We start from the raw sequence: 11921 nt of genomic DNA on the forward strand, positions 1-11921 counted from the left end.
CAATCACGTGCCGTTCATAACCGCTGCGAGAACGGCAGCCGGGTCCGACTGCTGATAGATGCTGAGCGTCTTAGTGCTCTTCCATCCACCGGCCCGTGCAACATCCACGTCGGCCAAGTGACGCCGCTCGCTCGCCCATAGCCGCCGGTAAGGGTGGAACGTCCCGCCCGTCAGCTTCGCCACTTCGGCGAGCACTTCCGCTTTCAGTAGCCAACGCGCGGCAACGACTCGCGAGATAGGAAGCGCGCCGTCCTTGGGCCCAGGGAAGAGAGGGACGTCGCCGAGTCGCGGATTGAGTAACAGATAGCGCTCGATCTCAGTCTTAGTCGCCGCGGAGATTGGAGTGATGTGAAGGACGCCCTGCTTGTCCGATTCTGCACTCCACCGGATCGCGCCGTAGGGCATGTGCTCCGCGAGCCGTTCGTCCATTCCGGCGGTTGCAAGCGCCTTTGCAATCCGCTCAGTCGAGAGCATCACGTCCGATGCTCGGAGATGGATGATCGCGCTCTCACGTCTGCCGGTGTATCGAGCGAGAGAGAGGATCAGGCGCAGTCGCCCCTGCGGATCCACTTCGCCGGCTTTGGCAATGGTGCGGACATAGCGATCGTGTGAAGCGATCGGCCGGCGCACGTTCTTCTCCTTTGGCCAATCGCAGTCATGGAGAGGGTTGTGGTCGAGCAGTCGCCTACCCGATGCAAGCTTGTGCTTTCTCGCCCAATTGAAGACGCTCGAGAGCCAACTGAAATCCGAGTCGAGCGCTCCGTCACGCAATGGACGGGGCTTCTGTTTGTTGGTCAGGCGTCCCGTCGCTGCCCTTGGCCCGACTCGGCCGTCACGACGTGCGACACAGTATGAATCAACCGATGACTGAGAGATCTGAGCGACGGGGAAGCCATCACCCCAGGCATCTTTGAAAAGACGGGAGCGGGTTTCGGCTCCACGTTTCCATTGAGCCTTTAGCGTTTGTCCTTTGTGCTCGTGATACGCGGTGAAGAGTTGAGCGACCGTGAGGGTATCAGGTGTGACGCCGAGTAGTTGCTGTGTCGCGATCTCGCGCGCCAGGGTGAGCGCATTCGCTTCCGCAATGTTGCGCTCACCCGTCTCAGCGCTGACCCGCGTTCTCTTTTCTCCGTGGCGCACGTCGAAATAGTAGCGATCGCCACGGCGGAAGATGCGCACGCGCACGCCGGACGCTTCGACGGTCGCACTCTTCTTACGCTTCATGATGTCCACCTCATGACTTCCTCCGTTTCGTGGGTTTGTTCTTTCGTCGGCTCTTCCTCGCCGGCGCGGGCGATCCTGCACCCTGCGTGGAGCTGACCGGCTGCCACGAGAGGACCTTCCAGGCGGGCCTTGGCGCGGTGGCGAAACGTGCCAGGATCGCACTCGCGCGTTCAAGCCTGGCCTTATCCTCAGTCAGTTTCGCGCGGTTCAAGCGTATGGCGGTGACCCCGAGTGCCGCGCGGGCTCCCAATATCGCGTGCATTTCACTGTAGTACGCGGCATTATCGCGGAGGAAGTGCGCGAGCGTATCTACACAGAGCTGTAGAAGAGTCTCGCCGGAGATCATAGACTTGACTTTCTCACCCAAGTTGAGACCGACGCCGGCCGGCTCGGTCAGCTTCACGCCTGCCTTCTTGATCGCTACAGGCCAGACGTAGGCGGCCAAGTCGGCGGCGAGCTTGGCCTCTGTGCGCGTGACGCCCTCGCGCTCGGGGAGCTCGCCGAAGAGCAGCCACGCCGGGCGCCTCTGGAATGCCGCGGCCACGGTAAGTACTTCCGTCGGATGAATGCCCGACAGACCGTTGACCCATTTTGAAACCTTCGACTTGTTGACATCGGCATCGTCGCTCGGCCACACCTTCCGGCAGAAGGCCTTCTGCTCACCGGCCTCCTTTACCAGCAGCGACAGCCGTCCCTTAACCCCCTGTAGCCAGGCCTGATATTCTTTTGTTGTTGCCAAAGGGAAACTCCGCGTTGCTGGAAAGTGTATTTCCGTTTGAGGGGGATTCATTGCGCCCCCCGCTGCCGTTAATTACCGTCAACTTATGGTTGACTTCAAGAATCTGCTTGCTTCGCGTGGCGATTGCAAGTCCGAGGTACTGGGATCGCGCGTCTCGGCCAGCGAAAGGCGCGTTATCGAGGCAGCCGCAGCCGGAGTCCACGCCACCGTGAGTGACTTCATCCGGGCGGCGAGCGTGGCGATTGCTCGCGACTATCTCGCGGGCGATTCGGGGGCGGCGCGATGATGCCCGTCCGCTCAGTCGGTGCACTCAGGGAATGACGCGCATGCTCTTCGATTATTGCAGGCGCAAGCCGGATCGCGCTGCTGCATGTCGCCAGATCCTCCGCGAGATCGAGGTGGAACGTGAAGTTCGTTGTGTGCAGCTCACGCTCAATTTGCCTCGCGATCGCTCCGAACCACGGCCACTTGTACCGATGCCGAAGTCCGCGCGCCCCGAATGCCAGCAGGTTCGGCCGCGTCACCTTTTCATGCGCCGCCGGTGACTGCACCGAAGTTGCACCGCGATGACGCGGAGGTGGCTCCTCCTTACTCCGAGGACGCCGAGCAGGCGGTCCTGTCAGCGATGCTGATGGATGCGGAAGCCGTGCTCAAGGCAATGAAGCACGTCGATGAGTCCGCCTTCTATCGCGAGCCACACAAGCGAATCTTCCGTGCGATAGCGTCACTGTCGGAGCGCGGCGATGCAATCGATCCGATAACCCTCGCGGAAGAGCTGACGCGCGCGGGCGAACTCGGTGCGGCTGGCGGCAAGGACTACATCGGATTCCTCGAGATTGCGGTCCCGACCTCAGCCAACGTCGAATATCACGCCAAGATCGTTCGCAAAAAGGCGCTGCGACGCGAAGCCATTCGTCGCGCACGCCAGCTCATTGCTGAGGCAGAGGCAACCGGGGGAGATCCAGCGGCGGCCCTTCAGCGACTCCGTGAGTTGTCATTGGACGATTCGGCGCGGGAAGATGACGTCCCAGTCATAGTCTCGTTGGCGGTGCTGGTCCAACAGCCCGAGCTACTCTTGCCGCCGCCATGCATCGTGCCGCGCCTCGCTCACAGGGGAAGGGCAACCCTCATTGTCGCGCCTGATAAAGCGGGCAAGTCTACTATGGCGGCGCACGCCGTCGCCGCGATTTCAAGGCGCGGATACTTCCTCGGCGAGCCCGTCGCAGCCGCCAGTGCGAGATCTCTGTGGGCCGGCATCGAGGAAGCAACAGGCGACGCCGTTCGGCGATTCTCGGAGATGGATGCTGTTCCCGAAAATATCGATATTGTCGTTATTCAGCGGCCTGACCTCTTCGCGCAAATCCGAGCGAGGCTATCAGAGCACGCCTTCGATGTCCTCGTTGTTGACTCGCTCACGGAGTACGCGCGCGTCGTACAGGGCAAGGTCCCCGAGGAGGGAGATTCGAGCGGATGGAACGCGGTAGTCCGGCCTCTCGTCGCGCTCACCCGCGAGTTTCCGAGTCTCTGCTTGCTGATGTTGCATCACCCCCGGAGAAGCGACGGCCAGTTCCGTGGGTCCGGGGAGATTGCAGCTGCATTCGATTGCCTTCTGGAAATGCGCGGGCCAAAGGACGGTGAGGATCCGACTATCCGTCACATCACCGGGCGAGCTCGGTGGCAGGTGCCACCGTTCGACGTCCGTTTTCGAAACGGCAGATACGAATTGGCCAGCGGCCTTGAGCTTTCGCTCGATGCCCGCGTCCTGATCCAAATCGAGCAAAACCGCGGCGTGAGCCTGGCTGTCCTTCGGGCAAAGGTGGGCGGGCGCGGAAAGGTCGTTGACGATGCTGTGACCGAGCTGCTTCACCGCGGGGCGATCGTCGATCTTGGTGTCAACGGCAAGCATGCGTACCATCCCGCGGGGCCCCAGCGGTCGGTGTTTGACATCGCGGCTGGCTCTCCAAAACAGCTTGTCCCGAAGCTTGTCCCGGCCTCTTCTGCGACAGCTTGTCCCAGCGACGCGGCCCGGGCTTGTCCCACCCTGTCCGGTGCCTGTCCGGTGCCTGTCCCACAGCACAACTCCGAAGCCTGTCCCGTTCCCCCACCCCACGTAGTGGGGGGGGACGGACGGACAGACAGCCAGCCGACGAGAGGTCTGGTGCTTTAATGACGATCCCCGACATGCTTCTCTGGCTTGATGTGATGTACGAGGTCCGCGTCGCGCTGGCGCCTGATGGGGAACACCTGTTAGTCACCGGGAACGCGGACGCCATCAGGTGCGCGGCGCCCAAGCTATCGCAAATGAAGCCGGCCATCCTCGATCACCTGCGTGCCGTCTCCCGCTCTCCGAGGACCGCGTGACGCCGAACGAACTTGCCAAACACTGGCGGCAGGACGCCGAGACGCTGGAGCGCTACGACTCCCAGCTCGCCGGCGTCTGTCGGGGCCATGCGGACGAACTGGACGCGGCGCTCCGCTCCGTTGCTGACGATGCGCTGGACCTCGCAACGGCGGCACACGAGTCGGGTTACTCCAGAGACCGGCTTCGCCACATGCTGGCCGAGGGCGCGATACCCAACGCCGGCCGGAAGGGCTCACCCCGCATCCGTCGCGGAGACTTGCCATCGAAGAGTCGGGCGAACATGGGCGGCTTCGATGCCGTCGCGGCGGCTCGCGGTGTTCTCCGGAGTGGCCATGCGTGAGCGCGACATACCCGCCACCTGTCGCCACCGTCGCCAGCGGGTAGTCGCTCAGCCGGACGGTTCCCGGAGGCAGTGCTGCCTCGATTGCGGGGCAACGATCGCCAAGCTCGCTCCCGCGCTCCCGCGTCTGCGGACTGACGACGAACTCCGCGTCGAAGCCGAACGCCGACAGCGCCGGCGAGAGATCGGGTTACCCCTCAATGCGGAGACTCCATGATGATTGATGACCGAGAGGTAGCCCGGCGTGAGCAAGAGGCTGCATTCGACGCCCGGCAACTGGTCGAGGAGATCGGGATCGTAACCACGACGGGCAGGCTCCCCGTCGAGACGATGCTGGCTGCGATCAGGCGGGTCCGGGGCTTACCCGAGGTTCAGCCGCAACAGCGGGGCGCGGGGATACCCCCCTCCGGGGGCGGATCGGATCTCCACGCGAACGCAAAGTCCCCGACCACTCGCAACCTATTCGCGCACAAAAAGGTACCCGGTTCAACGAGAATTGAGGCTATGAGAGGATGAAGAAGCCAAACCTACCGACTCCCCCGCGTCACCTACGGGCCGAAACTCGGCGATGGTGGTCCTCAGTGGTCGCGGATTTCGAGCTTGAACCCCATCACCGCCGGCTGCTAACCCTCGCCGGCGAGGCGTGGGATAGGACGCAACAGGCACGCGAGGCGCTCGCGAAGTTCGGAGTTATCTACTTGGACCGCTTCGGCTCACCGAAGGCGCGCCCCGAGGTAGCGATCGAGAGGGACAGCAGGACCTCATTCGCGCGGCTCCTTCGGGAGCTAGCGCTTGATGTTGACCCGCCCGCCGAGTCCCGGCCGCCGAGCGTTGCCGGCGTCGATCACCTACGTAAAATGGAGAGATAATGCCAAGACCGCGAAGAGCCGCCCGAGACCGTCGGCCGGAGATAACAACTTTTGAAAGGCGCTGGGCCTTCGGTGAGCCGCTCGGCGAGTACGCGATTCAGGAGTTTTTCACGTCGCCCGCGCGCCTTCGTGCGGTTTGGGAGGAGTTGCGCGACGAGGCGGTTGCCGCGTGGGCGGAGGCGCGCCCGGGCACGAGGCAACCGAACTGGTGGGACTATGATGCACCTGAGCCGCGCCGCCGGCTGGGCGGAATCGGCGACGAGCTGTCCGCGGTGCTCGCACATGTTGAATCGTGGAACTGCGGCATCCCGAGCGCCTTTTACACCGAAGAAGACTCGTCGGACTACCCGGGCGAGGCGCTGTGGAACCACGCGCAGGAGCGACCAGCCGTCGCGCTGGACCCGTGCGATCCGCCGCGATACGAGTCTCAGGCCGCGTACCTGGATTGGCACGCCCTCCTGACAGCCGGCGAGCGGTCCCGGCTCGAGCGCGACGGCTGGCCGGGCGACGAAATCATCGAGTACGACGAGGACCCCGAGACCGTAACAACCGAACCCCCAACCATGAGGACCGACTGACATGTTCACCAAGCCAAAACCCGCGCAAACCCTGACGGACTACCCCGCATACATCGAGGCCACCGACAAGCTAGACTCAGTAAAGCACAAATTGTCCCGCGTCGAAGCAAAGATCGAAGCGTGGCGCGTGTCGCGCACACCAGCGGCGACACAGGTCGCAGAGCAGGCCCGCGCGCTCTTGAGTCAGGGTAGCGTTGCCGTGGCAGACGCGCCGACCACCGAGACAATCGACGAGTTGCAGGACCAGCGCCGCGTACTGTGCGAGGCTGTCCAGCAACAGGTGCGGGAAGTCGAGACGACGCGCGCCGCGATTTGCCGCGAGATCGCGCGGGCGGCGCTCCCCGAATACCAGAGCATCGTGCGCGAGATGGTGGAAACCTTCGCGCCCTTCGGCGCCGCGTGCGAGAAGGAAGCTGCATTCCGCGACCGATTCACCGAGCAAGGGATTTCGTTTGCGTCCATCGCGCCACCCGTGCCGCTCAACGGAACGCGACTCAGCGTCTACGCAAGCGACGTGAATCGCTGGCTCGATCAGGTCGAAAAGGATTATGGCGTGATCGTGAAAAACCGCCGGAGGCAGCCATGAGCGCGCCACAGATCGAGCGGCGCATTTCGGCGTCCCCGGTCCCGCTCCGCTCGGAGGGCCGGGCTGGTGCAGCAGCGGATGGGCGCCGACTGATCGGCTACGCGGCCGTGTTCAACTCGCTGAGCGAGAATCTCGGCGGCGGAATGCGGGAGATCATCGAACCGGGGGCGTTCACCAAGGCACTCCGCACCAGTGACGTTCGGGCGTTACTGAACCACAACCCAAACTACGTGCTCGGCCGCACCAAGAGCGGCACGCTCCGACTGAACGAGGACGCGACCGGACTCCGCGCCGAGATCGACGTTCCCAAGACTGCGACAGGTGACGGCGTGCTCGAGTCCGTGCGCCGCGGCGACATTAGCCAGATGAGCTTTGCGTTTCGCGTCGAGCCGGGCATCGGCGATCGCTTCTCGACCGGGAAAGATGGCGTAACCGTCCGGCGCATTGTCGAGATTCAAGAACTCATAGACGTGTCCCCGGTAGCATTCGCCGCCTATAGTGAAACCGTCGTCTCAGTCCGCGCGCTTCAGCTCGCTACGGAAACGGCGAAGGCACGCCCGCCTCGCGACTTGGCGGCCGAGCGCCGCCGAAACGACGCAGAGATTGCGCGCTGCGAGGAACAGGAGCGCCGCGCCCGCACTCGCCGCATCCTTAACGAGGCCATCGGCCGCGATGTCTCGCGATCATGGGTAGCACGAGTCTGCGACCACGAGAGCGGCCACGCCGTGATGTATTGGGCAACGGGTGCGGGAGTAGACGCGGTAGGGTTGGTCGTGGACGAGGATCGCGACCGGGTGCGGGTTAGTGGGAGCGCTCATGCCAAGCGGCAAAAGGACCCGTACTCAGACGCGCAAGCGAGTCTTGGAGGCATCGCTTGCGAACGGCTCGCCGGATATGACGCGCCCGGACCCACCGAGTGGCCGATGAACTCGGACGTAAATCGTGCCCGCAAATCGCTGGCGGCATCCGGCCGTTCCTCGGGCTACGACGACATCGAGCACGAGATCGCGCGAGTTGAAGGCGTATTGCGACAGCACTGGCCGGCCGTTGTTGCCCTTTCTCGGGAAATCTGGAGCAAAACGGCGCTGACCGGCGAAGAAGCCGAGGCGATCATCCAGAAGGCGCTATTTGCCAAGAGGGTTGCCTGACCATGTACGCTGAACGCCATGTGGTCGCACTGACCACCGCAGCAGACGGGTCGGCAACCGGCTACACGCCGGTAGTTACCGGCCCGATCCGCACGATTCGCTATGTAAAGACGGACTTTGCCGATGGCGTGGACTTCACCGTCACGCTGGAAGGAACCGGGGAAACGGTCTGGGCGGAGGACAACGTCAACGCGAGCGCCACGCGCTCACCGCGACAGGCCACGCATTCCACGGCAGGAGTCGCTGCGCTCTACGCGGCCGGAGGTACGGCGGTCGCTGACCTCATCGTTGCCGTGCGCGACCGGGTGAAGGTCGTCGTCGCGGCCGGCGGCAATGCGACGACCGGCGCCATTCATGTCGTCGTCGGATAAACACTTTTCTTAAACGGTGAACTGTTGCCAGATATTCGGATGAAGCTCTCGGCGGTTGCGCAGCAGTTGGCGGGCCGACGTGCGGGGACAAAAAACACTGGCGCCCGCGCCATATCGGCATATACTGCCAGTATGGCCGACTGGATGGAGCTAAGGCCGAGCGCATCATCGCCCGGTCAATCAGAGCTTCACATGCTGCCTGACCGTCACGCTGGGAAGGAAGCGAGGGAGGGGGCTTTCGAGAAGCTTCCGCGACTGCTCCGTCGCGAGATCAAGAAAGCGGGTGCCGAGGAAGCAGCACGCGCTGAGATCTCGGCCGCAATCGAGGAAGGCGCGCTCGAGCTTGAGCCGTTACTCGGACCGGAAAACGCCGAGGCGGTGGCGAGCGCCTTTCTCCCTCGCCTGATCGCCGGCGGCGTTCTCCTCAAGGCTTACATCAGTGAGATCGAGACAACGCGGAGGTCTCTGCGCGAGGCGATCGCCACGCCGCTACCAGACGACGCGGCGCCAGAAACGCGGCTGCTTGTTCGGCTAGCCCGGAGCCGCGTCGACACGCTCACACAATATCCGAGGGAATTCTAATGAGTCTCGCATCTCTAGTCGTTCACATCGGCGCCGACACGAGCGGGCTCAATAAAGCCTTAACTCAGTCCCAGAAGGACATTCAGAAGGCAGGACGGCAATTCTCCAATCTCGGCGCGTCCTTAACCAAGAATCTGGTTATTCCCATCGTCGGAGTTGGGGCCGCGCTCGCGGCGTCTGCCGTGAAGGTTGGGACGTTCGCTGATGAGCTGCTTGACCTGGTAGACATGACCGGGCTTACCGCGCGCACGTTGCAGGAATTCCGCCACGTTGCATCGGTCGCTGGCGTGGAGTCCGACACGCTGGCCAACGCAGCAATCAAGCTCACGGCCGCGATGTCCTCCGGCGACGAGCAGGGCAAGAAGTTGGGGGATGCGCTCGGACTGCTCGGCATCAAGGCCAACGATGCGTCAGGCAAGCTGGTCTCGATGGACGTCCTGCTGCCTCAGATCATCACCGGTCTGCAGGGCATGACCGACATCACGAGCCGGAACGCGCTCGCCGCCGATATTTTCGGGAAATCATGGTCTGAGTTGGCCCCGATCCTGTCGATGACGAGTGGGGAAATGACGGCGGCGCGCGACGAAGCGCAGCGGCTCGGTCTCGTTATGTCCGATGAGGCGCTCAAGTCCGCCGACGCCTTCAGAAAGGCGCTGGGCACACTCACCCAGACCGCGGGCGCGATCACCCGCGAGATCGGCGTTGGCATGATCCCTGTTATGACGAGTCTGGCCAAATTCCTCCAGGAGAGTGTCGTGCCCGCCGTGCGCGCCGTCGTCGGATGGTTTGGCGACCTCTCGACAGGAACGAAAATAACGATCGGCGTGGTCGCCGGACTGGCCGTCGCGCTTACCGGGGCGGTAATAATCTTCGGGACGATTCTTAAGTTCATGCCGCTGCTCACGTCGGGATTCACTGCTTTAACCGGACCGATTGGTCTCACCATCCTCGCGATCGGCGCGCTCACCGCAGCCGGTATCCAGATGGTGAAGCATTGGGACGCCGTGAAGCTGCAGTTTGTGCTGGCCTGGACGGCCATGAAGGACGCCGCGTTCACCTCGGTCGGCTTTATCCTGGACATGCTCGTCGCGCTGACGGTGAGGATACCAGTACTCGCCGGCAAGATCATGGGGCTGCGCTCAGCGTTCGACCTGATCGCAGAAAAGTCGATGGCCTCGAGCGGGCGCGCGATAGGTGCGCTCGAGCTCAAGCTTCTGGATGCTGGCACGGCTGCAGAGATGACCGATAGCAAGGTCAGAAAGCTCGTCAGTACGCTGAACACCCTTGGCTCTGGCGGTGCCAGTAAGCTCCTCGGCCGGCTCGCTGAACAGCTCGGCGGGCTAGGGACGAGTGTGACGCCGGCATTCGCGGGCGCAGGTGGAAGCAATCCCCTTAGCGGGCCCAAGATCGCCGAGATGACCGGGAATATCGTCTCGCCGTCGGCGGGAGGGAGGCCATACGGTTTTCAAGAGGGCGACAGTTTCGGAATGAAGATCGGCCGGGTGATTCAGGCGGGCGCTGGCAATAGCGAGATGGGACAGATGATTCAGGCGACCGCGGAGTTCGGCAAGTTCGCTATCCTGCTTCCCATTATCAGCGGGGCGATGGAGACGCTTGCGCCAGCGTTCTCCGCGCTTTTGGAGCCGCTGAAAATGGTGGGCCGTGTCATCGGTGACATGCTGGTGCCGCCGATAAAGATGGTGGCCGATCTCTTATCGGCGGCTCTCGCCCCCGCGCTGAAAATTCTTGCCGGGGTCGTCCGCGTCATTTCGGTCGCGTTCAGCTTCGTCAGTGAGGCAATCGGTTGGATGATCCTCGGTATCGGCAAGCTGATTGACTCGCTCCCGTTCGTCAGTGCGAAGGGCATGATCAACATGGGCCAGAGCATGATTGACGCGGCCCGTGCGGCGCGGCGCAACACGGACGCGACCGACGACGCGACGGATGCTGTCACCAAGTTCGCCAGTGCACTCAGCAACATCCCGCGCGTGCTGAACATCAACGCGCTCCGGCACATGGTCACGGGCGCAGGTGGCGGAGATAGTGGAAGTGGCGGCGGCGGGAGTGTCGGGGGTAGCGGAGGTGGTGGCGGCGGTGGGAAAGGCGACCAGATTTTGTACAGCTACGACACCATCAACATCACCGTGCCGGGCGCGGGCGATCCGGAACGAGTGGCGGAGGCGGTAGGTCGTGTCATCGAGCGCAAGCGCGCGCGGGGGGGCATGTCCCGCCTCGCGTTAGCGGTGGCAACTTGAGAACCGTCGGCGGAGGAAACGCCGCATGGTAATTAGAACAGTGTTCACGTCGGATGGCGCATTCCTTGAGCTCTCGGCATATATTCGGCTCCGCGCCGCGCGGGAGTATCGAGTATGAGTACCGGAATAGAATGGACGAATGAGACGTGGAATCCGATGACGGGTTGCACGAAAATCTCCTCGGGCTGCGACAACTGTTACGCCTACACGCTGGCCCACACGAAAGTCCGGGAACACTACCTCCGGCAACTCCCGGTGAAGGACACCGAACAGAACCGCGCAGATCCGTTCGCCCCCCGCTTCTGGGAGGAGCGGCTGATGAAGCCCTTCAGCTGGCGCGAGCCGAAACGAGTCTTCGTCAACAGCATGTCGGACGTTTTCCACGCGCACTTTTCCCTTGAGCAGATACAAAAAGTGTTCGACGTGATGAATGCCTGCCCTCAACATCAGTTCCAAGTTCTGACGAAGCGTCCTGAGCGGGCCGCGCGTCTCGCAGAGCACCTCGTGTGGACTCACAATATTTGGATGGGCACTTCGATCGAATCGATGGATGTCGCACGACGAGCCGACGCACTACGCCAGGTCCCGGCGGCTGTGCGGTTCATCTCTGCAGAGCCGCTGCTAGCTCCCCTCGATGGTCTAAATCTCGACGACATCCACTGGGTAATCGGCGGCGGCGAAAGTGGGATCGGCTACCGTCCCTGCAAAGAGGAATGGGCAATCGGACTACGCGATCTCTGCCTCGAGCGCGACGTTTCGTTTTTCTGGAAACAGTGGGGCGGACGGACCCCAAAGTCGAAGGGACGCGTACTCGAAGGCCGCGAATGGAACGAATATCCAGAGAAGCTCGGCGAAGCAGTCGCGTGA

Annotated in this window: 15 protein-coding genes; 13 read left to right on the forward strand and 2 right to left on the reverse strand. The window is 62.9% G+C overall.

Going from position 1 to position 11921, the window contains the following annotated elements; translation table 11 throughout:
* Window positions 1-3 precede the first annotated feature (3 nt).
* Both Q7S20_01255 and Q7S20_01260 read right to left on the reverse strand, forming a co-directional pair.
* The gene (locus Q7S20_01255) at window positions 4-1224 is read right to left on the reverse strand and encodes a hypothetical protein (GenBank protein ID MDO8500452.1); all 1221 of its coding nucleotides are present in this window, start codon (window positions 1222-1224) and stop codon (window positions 4-6) included.
* A gap of 10 nt (window positions 1225-1234) precedes the next feature.
* Window positions 1235-1963, reverse strand: a complete 729-nt coding sequence (locus Q7S20_01260; GenBank protein MDO8500453.1) for a hypothetical protein — start codon at window positions 1961-1963, stop codon at window positions 1235-1237.
* 85 nt (window positions 1964-2048) lie between these two features.
* Between Q7S20_01260 and Q7S20_01265 the strand changes: the two genes are divergently transcribed.
* From Q7S20_01265 to Q7S20_01325, 13 genes are all read left to right on the forward strand, one after another.
* Complete coding sequence (locus Q7S20_01265) at window positions 2049-2249, forward strand: hypothetical protein (protein ID MDO8500454.1); 201 nt, start codon at window positions 2049-2051, stop codon at window positions 2247-2249.
* Between the two features lie 255 nt (window positions 2250-2504).
* Complete coding sequence (locus tag Q7S20_01270; protein MDO8500455.1) at window positions 2505-4130, forward strand: DnaB-like helicase N-terminal domain-containing protein; 1626 nt, start codon at window positions 2505-2507, stop codon at window positions 4128-4130.
* Complete coding sequence (locus Q7S20_01275) at window positions 4130-4324, forward strand: hypothetical protein (GenBank protein ID MDO8500456.1); 195 nt, start codon at window positions 4130-4132, stop codon at window positions 4322-4324. The genes Q7S20_01270 and Q7S20_01275 overlap by 1 nt, the downstream gene beginning before the upstream one ends.
* Window positions 4321-4665 (forward strand): hypothetical protein, encoded by a 345-nt coding sequence (locus Q7S20_01280; GenBank protein MDO8500457.1) that lies wholly within the window; start codon window positions 4321-4323, stop codon window positions 4663-4665. Before Q7S20_01275 ends, Q7S20_01280 begins: the two co-directional genes overlap by 4 nt.
* A gap of 213 nt (window positions 4666-4878) precedes the next feature.
* Window positions 4879-5181, forward strand: coding sequence for a hypothetical protein (locus Q7S20_01285; GenBank protein ID MDO8500458.1), 303 nt, complete (start codon window positions 4879-4881; stop codon window positions 5179-5181).
* A gap of 65 nt (window positions 5182-5246) precedes the next feature.
* Window positions 5247-5534, forward strand: a complete 288-nt coding sequence (locus Q7S20_01290; protein MDO8500459.1) for a hypothetical protein — start codon at window positions 5247-5249, stop codon at window positions 5532-5534.
* On the forward strand, window positions 5534-6112 hold the full coding sequence (locus tag Q7S20_01295; GenBank protein MDO8500460.1) for a hypothetical protein: 579 nt from the start codon (window positions 5534-5536) through the stop codon (window positions 6110-6112). The genes Q7S20_01290 and Q7S20_01295 overlap by 1 nt, the downstream gene beginning before the upstream one ends.
* Window position 6113: 1 nt before the next feature.
* A complete protein-coding gene (locus Q7S20_01300) occupies window positions 6114-6698 on the forward strand; it encodes a hypothetical protein (protein ID MDO8500461.1) in 585 nt (194 codons plus the stop codon).
* The gene (locus Q7S20_01305; protein ID MDO8500462.1) at window positions 6695-7846 is read left to right on the forward strand and encodes an HK97 family phage prohead protease; all 1152 of its coding nucleotides are present in this window, start codon (window positions 6695-6697) and stop codon (window positions 7844-7846) included. Before Q7S20_01300 ends, Q7S20_01305 begins: the two co-directional genes overlap by 4 nt.
* Window positions 7847-7848: 2 nt before the next feature.
* Window positions 7849-8217, forward strand: coding sequence for a hypothetical protein (locus Q7S20_01310; protein ID MDO8500463.1), 369 nt, complete (start codon window positions 7849-7851; stop codon window positions 8215-8217).
* 192 nt (window positions 8218-8409) lie between these two features.
* Window positions 8410-8799: a hypothetical protein gene (locus tag Q7S20_01315; protein ID MDO8500464.1), complete on the forward strand. Its 390-nt coding sequence runs from the start codon at window positions 8410-8412 to the stop codon at window positions 8797-8799.
* Window positions 8799-11054 (forward strand): hypothetical protein, encoded by a 2256-nt coding sequence (locus tag Q7S20_01320; GenBank protein MDO8500465.1) that lies wholly within the window; start codon window positions 8799-8801, stop codon window positions 11052-11054. Before Q7S20_01315 ends, Q7S20_01320 begins: the two co-directional genes overlap by 1 nt.
* 114 nt (window positions 11055-11168) lie before the next feature.
* On the forward strand, window positions 11169-11921 hold the full coding sequence (locus Q7S20_01325) for a phage Gp37/Gp68 family protein (protein MDO8500466.1): 753 nt from the start codon (window positions 11169-11171) through the stop codon (window positions 11919-11921).

This window comes from Gemmatimonadaceae bacterium (assembly GCA_030647905.1).
In the GTDB taxonomy this organism is placed as follows: Bacteria; Gemmatimonadota; Gemmatimonadetes; order Gemmatimonadales; family Gemmatimonadaceae; genus UBA4720.